The organism is Vibrio pomeroyi, assembly GCA_041879425.1.
Taxonomy (GTDB): domain Bacteria; phylum Pseudomonadota; class Gammaproteobacteria; order Enterobacterales; family Vibrionaceae; genus Vibrio; species Vibrio pomeroyi_A.
On the sequence record CP090854.1, the window covers coordinates 1,213,643 to 1,230,096 of the forward strand.

Below are 16,454 nucleotides of genomic sequence, written 5' to 3' on the forward strand. Positions count from 1 at the left end.
CCGGCGAATTTATCAACCCCATGCGGTAGGATACCCATGGACGTTTAATTATTGAAGATTAAATAATGACTGAATCTTTTGCTCAACTCTTTGAAGAGTTTCTAAACGAAACAGAATTCCAACAAGGCAGCATCGTTAAAGGTACTGTAGTAGCTATCGAGAACGGTTTCGTTCTTGTAGACGCTGGTCTTAAGTCTGAATCTGCTATCCCTGCTGAACAATTCAAGAACGCTGCTGGCGAACTTGAAGTTGAAGTTGGTGCTGAAGTAGACGTAGCTCTAGACGCTGTTGAAGATGGTTTCGGTGAGACTCAACTTTCTCGTGAGAAAGCTAAGCGCCACGAAGCTTGGATCGTACTTGAGAAAGCTTGCGAAGAAGCTGAAACTGTTGTTGGTATCATCAACGGTAAAGTTAAAGGCGGTTTCACTGTTGAACTTAACGGTATCCGTGCTTTCCTTCCAGGTTCTCTAGTAGACGTACGTCCTATCCGTGACACTGCTCACCTAGAAAACAAAGAGCTAGAGTTCAAAGTAATCAAGCTAGACCAGAAGCGTAACAACGTTGTTGTTTCTCGTCGTGCTGTTATCGAATCTGAAAACAGTGTTGAGCGTGACGAACTTCTTGAAACTCTACAAGAAGGTACTGAAGTTAAAGGTATCGTTAAGAACCTTACTGACTACGGTGCATTCGTTGACCTTGGCGGTGTTGACGGTCTTCTACATATCACAGATATGGCTTGGAAGCGCGTTAAGCACCCATCAGAGATCGTTAACGTTGGTGACGAAATCCTAGTTAAAGTTCTTAAGTTCGATCGTGAGCGCACTCGTGTTTCACTAGGTCTTAAGCAACTAGGCGAAGATCCATGGGTAGCAATCGCTAAGCGTTACCCAGAAGGTCACAAGCTTTCTGGTCGTGTTACTAACCTAACTGACTACGGCTGCTTCGTTGAAATCGAAGAAGGCGTTGAAGGTCTAGTACACGTTTCTGAAATGGATTGGACTAACAAGAACATCCACCCTTCTAAAGTTGTTAATGTTGGCGACGAAGTTGAGGTTATGGTTCTTGATATCGACGAAGAACGTCGTCGTATCTCTCTAGGTCTGAAACAGTGTAAAGCTAACCCATGGCAGTCATTTGCAGAAATGCAAGCTAAGGGCGACAAAGTTACTGGTAAGATCAAGTCTATCACTGACTTTGGTATCTTCATCGGTCTAGAAGGCGGTATCGACGGTCTAGTACACCTATCTGACATTTCTTGGAATGTTGCTGGCGAAGACGCTGTACGTGAGTACAAGAAAGGCGACGAAATCTCAGCAGTTGTTCTAGCAGTAGATGCAGAGCGTGAGCGTATTTCTCTTGGCGTTAAGCAAATGGAAAACGACCCGTTCAACGCATACGTTGCTGACAACAAGAAAGGTGTTCTTGTAAACGGTACTGTTACTGCAGTTGACGCGAAAGGCGCTACTATCGAGCTAATCGAAGGCGTTGAAGGTTACATCCGCGCTTCTGAAGTTTCTCGCGACCGTATCGAAGATGCATCTCTAATCCTAAGCGTTGGCGACAGCGTTGAAGCGAAGTTCACTGGTGTAGACCGTAAGAACCGCGTAATCAACCTATCTATCAAAGCTAAAGATGAAGCTGATGAGCAAGAAGCAATGGCTTCACTGAACAAGTCTGAAGAAGGCGCGTTCGGTAACGCAATGGCAGACGCATTCAAAGCTGCTAAAGGCGAATAATAGCTTCTCATTAAGAGAATTATAGCTATCTAGCCAAGAAAGGAGCCGTAAGGCTCCTTTTTTTTTGCTTATTTTTCCGATAGGTCTATAATTTCTAAAAAGAAAACCAACGAGGGTAACTATGACTAAGTCTGAATTGATTGAAAGACTGTGCGCTGAGCAAACGCATCTTTCTGCAAAAGAAATTGAAGACGCTGTAAAAGACATTTTAGAGCATATGGCTTCAACACTAGAAAGTGGTGATCGAATCGAAATTCGCGGTTTTGGCAGCTTTTCTCTGCATTATCGTGAGCCTCGTGTTGGACGTAACCCAAAGACTGGTGACAAAGTAGAGTTAGAAGGTAAATACGTTCCTCACTTCAAACCAGGTAAAGAGCTGCGCGAACGAGTAAACTCAGGAATGTAGCCTACTTATCGGAATTAAGAAAAGCGGCATACTATAATGTATGCCGCTTTTTTATGACCATAATATGGTGGTCTGATTAGTAATTTTCCTGCATAATCGTACAGCTAACCAACCAATGAGTGATGAACTATGAAAATTATAAAAATAGTCGCCGTTATCGCACTTTTCCTAATTGCACTGGCTTTAGGCTCTCAAAACCAAACAACTGTGAATTTCAACTATCTGCTTGCACAAGGTGACTTCCATCTATCAAGTTTATTAGGTGTTGTATTCGTTTCAGGCTTTGGCCTAGCTTGGTTAGTCTTTGGTAACATGCACATGCGGTCTCAGCTAAAAATTCATCGCTTGAAGAAGCAACTCAATAAGAAATCAAAGCAGGTCGCTGCTGATACTAAAGCTTAAAGGCTATATTTGATGTTAGAGTTACTGTTCTTACTTTTGCCTATCGCAGCCGCTTATGGTTGGTATATGGGTAATCGTAACGCTCAGCAAGAAAAACAAAAACAATCACACCAGATCTCCCGTCAATACGTGACGGGTTTGAACCTATTACTGTCAGACCAATCTGACAAAGCGGTCGATCACTTCATCGAGCTACTTCAAGTAGACAATGAAACCATCGATACTCACTTGGCTCTGGGCAACTTGTTCCGTTCAAGAGGCGAAGTCGACCGTGCTATTCGCATTCACCAAAATCTTATCTCTCGTTCGGGATTAACGCTCGACCAGAAAAACCTCGCACTGCAACAATTAGCGAAAGACTATATGGTCTCTGGCTTTCTCGACCGCGCCGAAAAAATCTTTGAACAGCTTGTAGAAGAACCCGACCATAAAGAAGGCGCTCTGCAACAGTTGGTTGCTATTTATCAGCAAACACGTGAGTGGAACAAAGCCATCCATTACGGAAATATCTTAGTTAAACTCGGTAAGAAGAAAATGAAGATGCGTGCCACAGTCGCGCATTTCTGGTGTGAGCTTGCGATGCAAGAACAAGCCGACGGTAACCGCTCTAAGGCGCTTCAACACTTCAAGAAGGCTCTGTCTGAGGACCCTAAATGTGTTCGTGCTAGCATTGCTTTAGGTAAGTTCCATTTAGCGAACGAAGATTACCAAAAGACCATTGATTGTCTTGAATCGGTACTTGAGCAAGATATCGACTTCATTAGTGAGGTGTTGCCCACACTTGCTGAGTGTTACCACAAGCTTGGACAAGAAGCTCAATTAGTCGAATTCCTTAAAGCGTGTATCCAGAAGAAAGCTGGTGTATCTGCGGAACTGATGCTTGCTCAATTAGTTGCTCACCATGAAGATGTTGGCTCTGCTCAAGAACTACTGACCAAGCAACTTGTTAAAAACCCAACCATGAAAGGCTTCTATCGATTAATCGATTACCACCTAGCAGAAGCAGAAGAAGGTCGAGCTAAAGATAGCTTAACCACGCTTCAATCCATGGTTGGTGAGCAGCTTAAAGTTAAGCCTCATTACCGTTGCCGCCAGTGTGGTTTCTCAACACACTCAATGTATTGGCACTGCCCTTCATGTAAAGGGTGGGGGACGATCAAGCCTATTCGTGGGCTTGATGGTGAATAGATTTGTGGTCGTTTTAAGACCAAATTTTTAATTGCAGCTTTCGGGCTGCATTTTTATGACTGTTATTTATCACCCGCTATGTGTAGGTGAGTAAATATTTTGTAGAAAGTTAACTGCGTTAGGAGATGAAATGAACGACCAAAAAATCATTGTAGCCTTGGATTATGACAACCAAGCGGATGCGTTAGCCTTTGTTGATCGTATTGACCCAGCATCTTGTCGCTTAAAAGTCGGCAAAGAGATGTTTACCTTGTTTGGTCCTGAGTTTGTTCGTGAATTACATAAGCGTGGTTTCTCAGTATTCTTAGACCTTAAATTCCACGACATTCCTAACACATGTTCAAAAGCAGTGCGCGCTGCTGCTGAACTTGGCATATGGATGGTGAACGTACACGCAAGTGGCGGTGAGCGCATGATGACGGCTTCTCGCGAAATCTTAGAACCGTATGGTAAAGATCGTCCGCTGCTTATTGGTGTGACTGTACTAACCAGTATGGAACAGTCTGATCTAGCGGGTATCGGTTTAGACCTAGAGCCACAACAGCAAGTAATGCGCTTGGCTTCTCTTACTAAAAACTCTGGTTTAGATGGTGTGGTATGTTCAGCACAAGAGGCTTCATTGTTGAAAGGTGCACTTGGTCAGGAGTTCAAACTAGTGACTCCGGGTATTCGCCCTGTGGGTGCTGATGTTGGTGACCAGAAGCGTATTATGACGCCTTCTAAAGCGATTGAATCAGGTTCTGACTACCTAGTTATCGGTCGTCCAATTACTCAAGCTATAGACCCTGCAGCGGTTCTTGCTGAGATTAACGGTACTCTAGCTTAAGTTTCTCTTATAGCTAGCGCGATACAAATAAAGAAGGCCAGCAGATTGCTGGCCTTTTTGTTTGGATTGGAGTGTGTTTTCTTAGCGAATTATACCGGTGCACCACTATGGAATTTAAAGTCGCTGTCGTCTGAAGTGATCAGGTCTGCTTCCACTTGAGCGAAATGAGCAATACGCTCTGAGATATCTTTGCCAGCGATTTGCTCGGCCAACTCAAGGTAATCTTGGTAGTGACGAGCCTCTGAACGAAGTAGAGATACGTAAAACTTCTCCATGTCTTCTTCTAAGAAAGGCGCTAATTTAGCAAAACGCTCACAAGAACGTGCTTCAATAAAGGCACCGATGATTAGTTTGTCGACTAGAGCATCTGGTTCGTATGTCTTTACTTGCTTGATTAGCCCTTTAGCGTAACGACCCGCTTCAATCGGTTGGTAAGTCACGCCTTTCTTTTCCATCAATTCCATCACTTGATAGAAATGGTGCAATTCTTCTTTAATCAGTAGAACCATTTTGTCGATAAGGTCAGCACCGTAATTACAGCCTTCTTTCGCTGTGATTCGCTTTGATACGTTGCTCTTACCACGAAGTGACTCTAGATCTCCAATACGGCGGTAAGCAAACTGCTCGTATGGCAAGATCCACTCATTCAGTTGCTTGGCACTGTCTTTATCAACTGCGTACTTACGGATAAGAAACAGAGCGCTTTGAGCTGCTTTTAGCTCACAAAGCATGTGATCACGCAAAATGATGTGAAGGTTTTCTGGCTTTTTGGCTTCATCGATCCATGAATCTGGCGTTTCGGCTTTAAGAAAGGAGTGAATTGGAGCTAATAGTTCTTGATACATGGTCGGGGCAAGTTTGTTGATAATGCGGGATTTTATCACAGCTCACTAGATCTCCCTATACGGAGAAAGGAAATTAACTAGGTACAAAAAAGGCCGCCTATTTAAGTAAATAAGGCGGCCTTTTCTTGTTTTGGCTAGACGATTACCATTTCTTCTTCTGACCGAATAGGGCATCCATATCGTCGTCACGCTCTTTAGATTCCATCTGTTGCAAATCTTGCGCGTTTTTATCTTGGCGCTTCTGATCAAGGTCGTTAAGCATCTGCTGAAGCTTCTCTTTTGCTTGATTAGAGTATGAGTCGTTTTTGGTAGCTAACGCATCAATGCCTTTACGCAGTAACTGAATTGCTGTACCTGGTTGGCCGCGAGATATTGAGTCATTTGCACGCTTAATAACGTTCTCGATGTTAATGCGAATTTGAATTGTCTCGAGACGTGCGTTCTCAACTACATAAGCTTGAGTTTCAAAACGACCTTTGTTGTGTTCATTACGAACCGTATCGCGAAGACGTTTGACTAGCTTAAGCATCATGATCGCTTGCTTATCACTGCTTGGCACGCGGAAAGCTGTACTTTCGCCACCTTGGTAGTTCTCTTTAAGCTGAGTAATTTGCTGCTTTACGCTTTCGATACGCTGGGCGAGTTGCTTATTTTTAGGGTCGAGCTGATACATGTTTTCTAATGCATCAAGAATTCGATTATTTAAGCATACAAGAAGATCTTGGCTAAACGGCATGTGGTGAGCATTGCCAATCAGCTCTTCAGTTCCGTCAATAATGGTTAGATAACGAGAAGCTTCCTGTTTCTTCGCTGTTTCTACCTTAACTTTGTATTGAAGCATGATGTTGTAGCCTAAAACCAACACCAAAAGAACGGCTACTAAGGCGATTATTAAACCAATATTCATATATTTGTGTCTGCTTGTTGTTTTCTATAGCTAACTGGAGAGGATACACGATTCCATTATGTATCGGCACTCGTAAATTGCAATTTCTGATTATCTCTTGTTGAGCGCAATCGGCAATCAAAATTTACCAACTAATGTATGAGAATGAGGAGTGGGTTGCAAAGCGTTAGTGATGTTTTTGTTTGTTAAGCTATAAAAGCTCAATTTTTCTGTCATTTTTGTGCTTGAAGCGTTATAACTATTAATTATATTACACGAGACTATAACGCTCTCTTTGCAAATAAGTTAGCACAGAAATGAGTAAAGGATTACGAGGTTAGATATGAAGTTACAGCAACTGAAGTACATTGTTGAGGTTGTAAACCATAACCTAAATGTTTCTGCGACCGCAGAGAGTTTATACACATCTCAGCCAGGCATCAGTAAACAGGTTAGATTGCTTGAGGATGAGCTGGGTATTCAGATCTTTGAACGTAGCGGCAAGCACTTAACGCAGGTGACTCAAGCTGGCGAGGATATCATTCGTATCTCTCAAGAGATTCTAGCTCGTGTTGAAAGTATTAAGGCGGTAGCGGGTGAGCATACTCATCCAGAGATGGGTACATTGAACATTTCAACGACTCATACCCAAGCACGTTACGCTCTTCCTGATGTGATTAAAGGCTTCACAGCACGTTACCCTAAAGTTTCGCTTCACATGCACCAAGGTACACCGAGCCAAATGTCTGAGGCCGTTGCGAAAGGGACAGCAAACTTTGCGATTGCGACTGAAGCTCTTCACCTTTACCAAGACGCGATTATGCTGCCTTGCTACCACTGGAATCGCTCAATCGTAGTAACCAAAGATCACCCTCTCGCTCAAAAACAAAATATTACGATTGAAGATCTAGCCGCTTATTCTCTGGTGACCTATGTATTTGGTTTTACTGGCCGTTCTGAGCTTGATACCGCGTTTAACAAAGTTGGCCTGACACCGCGCGTTGTGTTTACCGCGACAGATGCGGACGTAATTAAAACTTATGTTCGTATGGGTATTGGTGTTGGTGTTATCGCGAGTATGGCGATTGACCATGAACAAGATACCGATTTGGTTGCCATTGATGCAAGCCACCTATTTGGTGCGAGTACGACAAGTATCGGCTTTAGAAAGGGCACCTTCCTGCGTTCTTACATGTTTGATTTCATGGAGCGTTTTGCACCGCACTTAACTCGCCCTGTTGTCGAGCAAGCTATTTCTTTGAAATCGAATGAAGAGATTGAAGAGATGTTTAAAGATATCGAGCTACCTGTTCGTTAATCTCATCGTGCAAACCTATATTGTTATTCGGCCTGTATCTACAGGCCGTTTTTCTATCTGATTCCGAACCCTCTTTACTGCTCTCTTTTATATCGAGCCTTTCCATTTCCGTTTGTTACCCCTACAATCCTCGCACCATAGGGGGAAGCATGCATTCACGATTTAAAACACTCGACTCATTTCTGCTTGAGCACCAGGTTTACTGGCGTTCAGAGCCTTTTCACCTATGCCAAACCCAACAACAACCTTGGTTTGATGTGAATCGCCCGCTTGTTGATTGGTTGGATAACTTGAGTATCGAGAATATTCAGATTCTGAAAGAGCAACCTCATGTGTTGGTAAAGGAACTTATTGGTTTTCTTCCCGAGTTAGAGGAAGCGAATCAAAGCATTCAGTTCACTACCACAGCACTTAAAGGGTTAACACTTCCACGAGGTACCGAAGACGGTATTCCGGGAAGAAAGCTACAACAGATTGTTTCGATGGGCGAGGCTTCGCTTGAACATCATCATGGCAAAGAGTGGCTGGAGTGGTGTTCTGGAAGGGGCTTCCTTGGTCGAATCTTATCTCAACAATCTAAGCAAAAAGTGACTAGTTTCGAGTGGCAGCAATCGCTGTGCGAAAGCGGCCAAAAGATTGCGGATACACAACGTCTAGAAATGACGTTTGTTCAAGGTGATGCGTTTTCCGAAAGTGCAGATGAGGTATTTAATCCAAATCAACATGCTGTCGCACTGCATGCCTGTGGCGACCTTCATGTTGAGTTAGTTAAAAAATCTGTGTCACATGGGCTACCAGCAGTCACCATCTCTCCTTGTTGTTATCACCTTATTCGTGAAGAAAACTACCAACCGATGTCATCAGTGGCAAAGGCCTCGGCTTTAACATTGAGTAAGAGTGATTTACGAATCCCACTTCAAGAAACGGTTACTGGTGGTGAAAGAGTAAAGCGACATCGTCAGTTAGAGATGAGCTATCGTTTGGGTTTTAGCCAACTGCTTAAGTCTGAACTAAACATCGATAAATACATCCCAGTACCGAGCATCAAAAAATCAGAATTATCTGAAGGCTTTGAATCGTTTTGTCAGTGGGCTTCCGAAGTGAAAGAGATAACACTTGGTTCGGATATCGATTTTGAATCCTATTTTGCTCAAGGCGAGAAACTTTTCTGGGAAATGGAGAAACTGAGTTTGGTTCAGCAAGTTTTCAGGCGACCACTAGAGATATGGTTAGCTTTGGATCGTGCTCTTTACTTGCAAGAGCAAGGCTATGAGGCAAGCATCGAAGAGTTTTGTGAACGCAGTGTCACGCCTCGAAATTTGTTGATTCATGGTGTTAAGAGCGACCGATAGGTCTCAAGAGTATAAGGCAGGCCGTTGATCATAGTTCATGAGCGATAGTGCTATAGATACAAAAAAGCCAGTTCGACAAATGTCGGACTGGCTTTTTTAATGTGTGTTGTAACTGAACGCTTCAACGAGAAAATTTACGCTCAGTTAGTCACTACATCATTAGTTAAACATTGCAATAGCTTCTGCTGGGTCTACATATTCTAGGTCAAAGCTCTCTGCAACTTCTTTACAAGTCACTTTACCGTGGATTACGTTTAGACCTTCTAGGAAGCCTTTATCAGATAGAAGTGCTTCGCGGTAGCCTTTGTTCGCTAGCTTAACAATGTAAGGAAGTGTTGCATTGTTTAGTGCGTAAGTTGAAGTACGAGCAACGGCACCTGGCATGTTAGCAACACAGTAGTGAACTACATCGTCAACGATGTAAGTTGGGTCTGCGTGCGTTGTAGCGTGTGAAGTTTCGAAACAACCACCTTGGTCGATTGCAACGTCAACAACGGCAGAACCTGGCTTCATCTTAGCGATGTGATCTTTTGTAACAAGTTTAGGAGCCGCTGCACCTGGGATTAGTACTGCACCAATCACTAGGTCTGCTTCTAGAACATGCTTCTCGATAGCGTCTTCAGTAGAATAAACTACTTTTGCGCGACCTTGGAATTCTTCATCAAGGCGACGAAGTGTATCTACGTTACGGTCAAGAATTGTAACATCTGCGCGAAGACCAACAGCCATACGTGCTGCGTTAGCACCTACAACACCGCCGCCAACAACAACAACTTTTGCTGGTTCAACGCCAGGAACGCCACCAAGAAGAAGACCACAACCACCGTTAGATTTCTCTAATGTTTGTGCACCTGCTTGAATAGACATGCGACCAGCGACTTCAGACATTGGTGCTAATAGTGGCAAGCGACCCATATTATCTGTTACAGTCTCATAGGCTACGCAGACAGCTTTGCTCTTGATCAGCTCTTCAGTTTGTGGAAAATCTGGTGCAAGGTGTAAATAGGTAAATAATATTTGCCCTTCGCGAAGCATAGCTCGCTCGACAGCTTGAGGTTCTTTAACCTTTACAATCATCTCTGCTTTCGCGAAAACGTCAGCAGCAGTAGGAAGAATGGATGCGCCTACAGCGATGTAATCATCGTCTGAAAAACCGATACCAGTACCGGCATTGGTTTCTACAAAAACTTGGTGGCCGTGTGAGATTAGTTCTCTCACGCTAGCTGGGGTCATACCAACGCGGTATTCGTGGTTTTTGATTTCCTTAGGTACGCCAATGATCATCCTGACTCCTCATTTTATTTTGGTTGTTTTATCTATGTGTAGGGTAATTCTGTCGAATTAATATCTAGTATAGATATGTTCAGATAAAATTTGATACTGAATATTAAAAAGTTGTAGTATATTTTTTTGCAAGGAAGTAATAAGGTGGAATAAAAAATGGCAGACAATTATAAGAAGCCGTCCAAGGAACTAGATCGTATTGACCGCAACATTCTTAATGAGTTGCAAAAAGACGGTCGTATCTCGAACGTTGAACTCTCAAAACGAGTAGGACTTTCTCCGACTCCATGTCTTGAGCGTGTTCGTCGTTTAGAACGTCAAGGTTACATTACTGGGTACACAGCATTGCTGAACCCACAGTACCTTGATGCTTCACTTTTAGTGTTTGTTGAAATTACTTTGAACCGTGGTGCGCCAGATGTGTTCGAACAATTCAACACCGCTGTTCAGAAACTTGATGACATCCAAGAGTGTCATTTAGTGTCGGGTGATTTTGACTATCTTCTAAAAACACGTGTATCGGATATGGGTGCTTACCGTAAGTTACTGGGTGATACGTTACTGCGTCTACCAGGCGTAAACGACACTCGTACCTATGTTGTAATGGAAGAAGTGAAACAAACTAATCAACTTGTGATTAAAACTCGTTAATCACAATTGGTGAAATGAAAGAAAGCGGACTTTTGTTCCGCTTTCTTGCTTTCTGGAATTGGGTTTTTCGGTTTGATATGGTTAAATCAACAGTAGTTTCATTGAAACGAGCGGCGTGTGCCGCTCGCTATGTTTTTATCCTGTTTAATTATTAAGTTGGTTTATGTTCAAGCAGAGCAGTAATAAAGTAGAAACAATCATTAAAACGAGTGAAGAGCCTCAGTCTCCTCGTTTGAATGGTTCTCAACGTCTCAAAGAGTGCAGCCTGATTTTGGGTGTTCTCTTCTCTATTCTACTTGCCGTTGCGTTATTAACCTTTAGCCCTGCAGACCCTTCATGGTCGCAAACGGCGTGGGGTGGCGACATTCAGAATGCCGGTGGTTACCTAGGTGCATGGTTAGCGGATACGCTGTTCTTTGTATTTGGTTCTTTGGCTTACCCTCTGCCTATCCTAGTCACGGTTGCTGCGTGGGTATTGTTCCGCAAGCGTAATGAAGATGAACAGATCGACTTTATGCTTTGGGGCACTCGCTTACTTGGCCTTACTGTCCTTATTCTTACTAGCTGTGGTTTAGCGGATATCAACTTTGACGACATCTGGTACTTCTCATCAGGTGGTGTGGTGGGTGATGTATTGACTAGCCTTGCTCTTCCAACTTTGAATGTTCTTGGTAGTACGTTAGTTCTTCTTTTCTTATGGGGCGCTGGTTTTACTCTGCTAACGGGTATTTCTTGGTTAAGCATTGTTGAATGGTTGGGTGAACGTGCGATCAAGCTGTTCACGTCTTTTGTAAACAAGGCGCGCGGCCAAGACCAAGAATTGCTTGAGCCTCAGTTAAGAGAATCAGCAGACCGCGACTTAATCGAAGAACGTCACCAAGAGCCTACTTACCACGACGTTCCTGCTATAGAAGACAACAAACACTCAACAGAGCAAGATCCGCTTGATCCTGCACTGAGCTTCTCTGCGACTAATGATTCGTCATATGCGGCTGCAAGTGCGCTAGAGAGTGCTGCGACACCGAAGCGCCATTACAATATTCACATGCCCGTTGAGGCACCTGCGAAACAAGAAGCTTCAGCTCAAGAAGAACCTCAGATTCAGCGTCAACCTCAAGTTGAACCTGAGCCGATCTCTGTAGCGCCGATTTACCAAGCGTCAGAAGAGCCTTTAGAAGAAGGTGTTGAGCGTTCTAAGCAGCTCAATGCGACTATCGAGCAGCTAGAAAACGCCGCTATGTATGAAGATGACCTTGCTGAGCAAGATCAGGTTGACGCGCATGAATCTCAAATCGCCTATCAGCAATACATGCAGAATGAACAGCAAGACGTTACTCCTACAGATAAGGCTCTTGAAAGTGCAGAACCAGAAATCAAGAGTTCGCCAGAAGTAACGAGTGAATACGATGCTGAAGAGGTTCAGCCTGAATCTCTATACGCTTCGCCAATGGGTGAGCCAGAAGATACGCTACAAGAAGACTTCTCAGCACAAGCTTCACCGTTTGATGCTGTTGAAGAACAGAGTGACGAACAGGTTTTCGCTCCTTCAGTTCCACAGACTGAAATCGAGCAAGCTGATGAAGAATTATCTGCTGAGCAATTTGAACCTTTCTCTTACCAAGAAGAAGATTCAGAGCCATTACAGCCAACAGAACAAAGTCTAGAGCCTGCGATTGATCTTCCTTGGGAAGAGGTGACAGAAGACGAGCCTCTGAACCAAGATAAAGACGTAGAAGCATTCCAAAGCATTGTTTCTGAAGCACAGGCGAATATGGCAGCGGCGCAGAATCCGTTCTTGGTTCAACAAGATGTTAACTTGCCGAAGCCTGCAGAGCCTCTGCCAACGCTTGAGTTGTTGTTCCACCCTGAAAAGCGTGAAACCTTCATTGACCGTGATGCACTAGAAGCTATTGCTCGTTTGGTTGAGTCGAAACTTGCGGATTACAAGATCAAAGCAGACGTTGTCGACATTTTCCCTGGTCCTGTGATCACTCGATTTGAGTTAGATTTGGCTCCGGGTGTTAAAGTAAGCCGTATCTCTGGCCTTTCTATGGACTTGGCGCGTTCATTGTCTGCTTTAGCAGTACGTGTGGTTGAAGTTATTCCAGGTAAACCTTATGTGGGCTTAGAACTGCCGAACATGAGTCGTCAAACGGTATTCTTCTCAGATGTTGTGGGTAGCACTCAGTTCCAAGAAGCGAAGTCACCAACGACAGTGGTTTTAGGACAAGACATCGCGGGTGAAGCTGTGATTGCTGACCTGTCGAAAATGCCTCACGTTCTTGTTGCCGGTACGACTGGTTCAGGTAAATCGGTAGGTGTGAACGTGATGATCTTGAGTATGCTATATAAAGCATCTCCAGAAGATGTTCGCTTCATCATGATTGACCCGAAAATGCTCGAGCTATCAGTTTATGAGGGTATCCCTCATCTGCTATCTGAAGTCGTTACTGACATGAAAGATGCGTCGAATGCGCTTCGCTGGTGTGTAGGCGAAATGGAACGTCGTTATAAGCTAATGTCGGCATTAGGTGTTCGTAACATTAAAGGCTACAACGATAAGCTTAAGATGGCCGCTGATGCGGGTCACCCAATCCATGATCCATTATGGAAACCGGGCGATAGCATGGACCCAGAAGCACCATTGCTAGAGAAGCTGCCTTACATTGTGGTTATCGTCGATGAATTTGCCGACCTAATCATGGTAGTAGGTAAGAAGGTTGAAGAGTTGATTGCACGTTTGGCACAAAAAGCACGTGCAGCGGGTGTTCACTTGATTCTTGCGACTCAACGTCCATCGGTAGATGTTATTACTGGTTTGATTAAAGCTAACATCCCAACACGTGTTGCCTTTACCGTATCAACTAAAACCGACTCTCGAACCATTCTTGACCAAGGTGGTGCTGAATCGCTACTTGGTATGGGTGATATGCTTTATCTACCACCGGGATCTAGCCATACCATTCGTGTTCACGGTGCATTTGCATCAGATGATGACGTACACGCGGTGGTGAACAACTGGAAAGCGCGCGGTAAGCCGAACTACATTGATGAAATCACCAACGGTGAACAAACCCCTGAAACCTTGCTTCCGGGTGAAAAGATGGAAGGCGATGAAGAGGTTGATCCTCTGTTTGATCAAGTAGTAGAACACGTTGTTCACTCACGTCGTGGTTCGGTTTCGGGCGTACAGCGTCGATTCAAGATCGGTTATAACCGCGCAGCACGTATTGTTGAGCAACTTGAAGCGCAAGGTATCGTAAGTGCTCCGGGCCATAACGGTAACCGAGAAGTCTTAGCGCCAGCGCCACCAAAAGATTAGGTCTACACGCCCTATGAACTTATGCCCATTAAGTCGGTCAAATCGAGAATATGACCGACTTATGTTTTAACAGGATTATTGATGAAAAAAGTATTCGCACTTTTATTTATGAGCTTCTCAGTATTTGCTTCTCCGAAAGAAGAGCTAAGTAGCCGTTTGGCATTGAACGCAGGTTTTAGTGCTGATTTTAAACAAGTCGTGACCAGCCCTGATGGTGATGTAGTAATGGAAGGCGAGGGTACTGTAGAGATTGCACGCCCTAGCTTATTCCGTTGGGAAACCACTTTCCCTGATGAAAACCTATTGGTATCTGATGGCCAAAGCTTGTGGTACTACAGCCCGTTCATTGAGCAAGTGAGCATTTACTGGCAAGAACAAGCGACATCGCAAACGCCTTTCGTACTGCTGACTCGTAACCAAGAAAGCGATTGGGATAACTACAACGTCGTGCAAACGGGTAACCAATTTACGCTAACGCCAACGGCAGTGGACTCTAACCAAGGTGATTTCCAAATTAACATCACCGAAAAGGGCATTGTTCAGGGCTTTAACGTGATTGAACAAGATGGCCAGAAAGGTGAGTTTACTTTCAGTAACGTTGATTTAGGTAAGCCATCAGCAGACCGCTTTACTTTTGTGGCACCGGAAGGTGTCGAGGTCGACGACCAAAGAAATTGATCCAAACAGGCAGATCGTTTGGTCGTAAGTCGATAGGCATTATGCCATCAACGAATCAAGAGATTGCAATTGAGTAATTACAGCTTAGATTTTGCAGGGGACGAAGATTTTCGTCCCCTTGCTGCTCGTATGAGACCTGAAACTGTTGAACAGTATATCGGTCAGCAGCATATATTGGGTCCAGGTAAACCACTTCGCAGAGCGTTGGAAGCGGGCCATATTCACTCCATGATTTTATGGGGGCCTCCGGGTACCGGTAAAACCACGTTGGCGGAAGTGGCTGCAAATTACGCCAATGCAGAAGTGGAGCGTGTATCAGCGGTAACATCGGGTGTGAAAGACATTCGCATTGCTATTGAGAAAGCACGAGAAAACAAGCAAGCAGGACGCAGAACGATTCTGTTTGTGGACGAAGTCCATCGCTTCAATAAGAGCCAGCAAGATGCCTTTCTTCCTCATATTGAAGATGGCACGGTTACGTTTATCGGCGCGACTACAGAAAACCCTTCTTTTGAATTGAACAACGCTTTGTTGTCACGTGCGCGTGTCTACAAACTGACTTCTCTCAATACTGACGATATCTCCCTTGTTATTCGCCAAGCGATTGAAGATAAACAACGTGGACTAGGTGATGTGCGTGCCGACTTCGCAGATAACGTCTTAGATCGCCTCGCTGAACTGGTGAACGGTGATGCGCGTATGTCGCTCAATTATCTTGAGCTGCTGTACGACATGGCAGAAGACAACGATAAGGGTGAGAAAGCGATAACGTTGCAGTTACTCGCTGAGGTAGCTGGTGAGAAAGTCGCCCGCTTTGATAACAAGGGCGATATTTGGTACGACCTAATCTCTGCGGTTCATAAGTCGATTCGTGGTTCGAACCCAGATGCGGCACTGTATTGGTCGGCGCGAATGATTGCTGCGGGCTGCGACCCTCTGTATATCGTAAGGCGTTTATTGGCGATCGCTTCTGAAGATATTGGTAATGCTGACCCAAGGGCGATGCAGGTCGCGATGTCGGCTTGGGATTGCTTCACACGTATTGGGCCTGCTGAAGGAGAACGCGCGATTGCTCAAGCGGTTGTCTATTTAGCTTGTGCACCAAAGAGTAATGCCGTTTATACCGCTTGGAAGCAAGCGTTAACCGATGCGCATAATCTTCCTGAGTATGAAGTGCCTCATCATTTACGAAATGCACCGACAACTTTGATGAAGGACATGGGCTACGGACAAGAATACCGTTATGCTCATGACGAACCGGGTGCCTACGCGGCTGGAGAAAAGTATTTGCCTCCTGAAATGGGAGAGAAACAATACTATTTCCCAACAAAACGAGGCTTAGAGACCAAAATTGGCGAGAAGCTAGATTATCTGGCGGATTTGGACGCAAAAAGCCCACAAAAACGCTATGAAAAGTAGTCTTTTTTGGATATCGTTACCTAGTCATAAAATTTATATTAAATCGTTAAAAGTTGGTCGAAATAGCACCAGTTTTAGGGGTTTAGCAGTGATTCAGTAGCAAACTACTGAATATTCAAATAACTAAAGCATAGGATTAGC

Annotated in this window: 14 protein-coding genes; 11 read left to right on the plus strand and 3 right to left on the minus strand. The window is 44.2% G+C overall.

Features of this window, described 5'->3' with window-relative positions:
* The first annotated feature begins 65 nt into the window (after positions 1-65).
* From rpsA to pyrF, 5 genes are all read left to right on the plus strand, one after another.
* Positions 66-1,736 (plus strand): 30S ribosomal protein S1, encoded by a 1,671-nt coding sequence (gene rpsA, locus L0992_05505; protein XGB68144.1) that lies wholly within the window; start codon positions 66-68, stop codon positions 1,734-1,736.
* A 121-nt stretch (positions 1,737-1,857) separates the two neighbouring features.
* Positions 1,858-2,142, plus strand: coding sequence for an integration host factor subunit beta (gene ihfB / locus L0992_05510; GenBank protein XGB68145.1), 285 nt, complete (start codon positions 1,858-1,860; stop codon positions 2,140-2,142).
* Positions 2,143-2,271: 129 nt separating this feature from the next.
* Entirely contained in the window at positions 2,272-2,544 is a 273-nt protein-coding gene (locus tag L0992_05515; GenBank protein ID XGB68146.1) for a lipopolysaccharide assembly protein LapA domain-containing protein, read from the plus strand.
* Positions 2,545-2,556: 12 nt separating this feature from the next.
* Entirely contained in the window at positions 2,557-3,732 is a 1,176-nt protein-coding gene (gene lapB, locus L0992_05520; protein XGB68147.1) for a lipopolysaccharide assembly protein LapB, read from the plus strand.
* A 130-nt stretch (positions 3,733-3,862) separates the two neighbouring features.
* Positions 3,863-4,558 (plus strand): orotidine-5'-phosphate decarboxylase, encoded by a 696-nt coding sequence (pyrF, locus tag L0992_05525; GenBank protein XGB68148.1) that lies wholly within the window; start codon positions 3,863-3,865, stop codon positions 4,556-4,558.
* 89 nt (positions 4,559-4,647) lie between these two features.
* On the opposite strand, the gene L0992_05530 is transcribed toward pyrF, so the two are convergent.
* Both L0992_05530 and L0992_05535 read right to left on the minus strand, forming a co-directional pair.
* The gene (locus tag L0992_05530) at positions 4,648-5,403 is read right to left on the minus strand and encodes a tRNA isopentenyl-2-thiomethyl-A-37 hydroxylase MiaE (protein ID XGB68689.1); all 756 of its coding nucleotides are present in this window, start codon (positions 5,401-5,403) and stop codon (positions 4,648-4,650) included.
* Positions 5,404-5,545: 142 nt separating this feature from the next.
* Positions 5,546-6,310: a DNA repair protein gene (locus L0992_05535; protein ID XGB68149.1), complete on the minus strand. Its 765-nt coding sequence runs from the start codon at positions 6,308-6,310 to the stop codon at positions 5,546-5,548.
* A 322-nt stretch (positions 6,311-6,632) separates the two neighbouring features.
* Here L0992_05535 and cysB point away from each other — a divergent pair, with 322 nt between their 5' ends.
* Positions 6,633-7,607 (plus strand): HTH-type transcriptional regulator CysB, encoded by a 975-nt coding sequence (gene cysB, locus L0992_05540; GenBank protein ID XGB68150.1) that lies wholly within the window; start codon positions 6,633-6,635, stop codon positions 7,605-7,607.
* Positions 7,608-7,756: 149 nt separating this feature from the next.
* On the plus strand, positions 7,757-8,959 hold the full coding sequence (locus tag L0992_05545; protein XGB68151.1) for a methyltransferase: 1,203 nt from the start codon (positions 7,757-7,759) through the stop codon (positions 8,957-8,959).
* A gap of 159 nt (positions 8,960-9,118) precedes the next feature.
* Here the strand turns inward: L0992_05545 and ald are convergent, their stop codons facing one another.
* Complete coding sequence (gene ald, locus L0992_05550; protein ID XGB68152.1) at positions 9,119-10,243, minus strand: alanine dehydrogenase; 1,125 nt, start codon at positions 10,241-10,243, stop codon at positions 9,119-9,121.
* A gap of 156 nt (positions 10,244-10,399) precedes the next feature.
* Here ald and lrp point away from each other — a divergent pair, with 156 nt between their 5' ends.
* The 4 genes from lrp to L0992_05570 all read left to right on the plus strand — a co-directional run bounded on the left by lrp (position 10,400) and on the right by L0992_05570 (position 16,313).
* Positions 10,400-10,894, plus strand: coding sequence for a leucine-responsive transcriptional regulator Lrp (lrp, locus tag L0992_05555; protein XGB68153.1), 495 nt, complete (start codon positions 10,400-10,402; stop codon positions 10,892-10,894).
* A gap of 163 nt (positions 10,895-11,057) precedes the next feature.
* Positions 11,058-14,216: a DNA translocase FtsK 4TM domain-containing protein gene (locus tag L0992_05560; GenBank protein ID XGB68154.1), complete on the plus strand. Its 3,159-nt coding sequence runs from the start codon at positions 11,058-11,060 to the stop codon at positions 14,214-14,216.
* Positions 14,217-14,297: 81 nt separating this feature from the next.
* Positions 14,298-14,894: an outer membrane lipoprotein chaperone LolA gene (lolA, locus tag L0992_05565; protein XGB68155.1), complete on the plus strand. Its 597-nt coding sequence runs from the start codon at positions 14,298-14,300 to the stop codon at positions 14,892-14,894.
* Positions 14,895-14,957: 63 nt separating this feature from the next.
* Positions 14,958-16,313: a replication-associated recombination protein A gene (locus tag L0992_05570; GenBank protein ID XGB68156.1), complete on the plus strand. Its 1,356-nt coding sequence runs from the start codon at positions 14,958-14,960 to the stop codon at positions 16,311-16,313.
* The last annotated feature ends 141 nt before the right edge of the window (positions 16,314-16,454 follow it).

Coding starts and splice junctions, on each gene's coding strand:
- rpsA (XGB68144.1), top strand. CDS start 66: ATGACTGAATCTTTTGCTCAACTCTTTGAAGAGTTTCTAAACGAAACA.
- ihfB (XGB68145.1), top strand. CDS start 1,858: ATGACTAAGTCTGAATTGATTGAAAGACTGTGCGCTGAGCAAACGCAT.
- L0992_05515 (XGB68146.1), top strand. CDS start 2,272: ATGAAAATTATAAAAATAGTCGCCGTTATCGCACTTTTCCTAATTGCA.
- lapB (XGB68147.1), top strand. CDS start 2,557: ATGTTAGAGTTACTGTTCTTACTTTTGCCTATCGCAGCCGCTTATGGT.
- pyrF (XGB68148.1), top strand. CDS start 3,863: ATGAACGACCAAAAAATCATTGTAGCCTTGGATTATGACAACCAAGCG.
- L0992_05530 (XGB68689.1), bottom strand. CDS start 5,403: ATGTATCAAGAACTATTAGCTCCAATTCACTCCTTTCTTAAAGCCGAA.
- L0992_05535 (XGB68149.1), bottom strand. CDS start 6,310: ATGAATATTGGTTTAATAATCGCCTTAGTAGCCGTTCTTTTGGTGTTG.
- cysB (XGB68150.1), top strand. CDS start 6,633: ATGAAGTTACAGCAACTGAAGTACATTGTTGAGGTTGTAAACCATAAC.
- L0992_05545 (XGB68151.1), top strand. CDS start 7,757: ATGCATTCACGATTTAAAACACTCGACTCATTTCTGCTTGAGCACCAG.
- ald (XGB68152.1), bottom strand. CDS start 10,243: ATGATCATTGGCGTACCTAAGGAAATCAAAAACCACGAATACCGCGTT.
- lrp (XGB68153.1), top strand. CDS start 10,400: ATGGCAGACAATTATAAGAAGCCGTCCAAGGAACTAGATCGTATTGAC.
- L0992_05560 (XGB68154.1), top strand. CDS start 11,058: ATGTTCAAGCAGAGCAGTAATAAAGTAGAAACAATCATTAAAACGAGT.
- lolA (XGB68155.1), top strand. CDS start 14,298: ATGAAAAAAGTATTCGCACTTTTATTTATGAGCTTCTCAGTATTTGCT.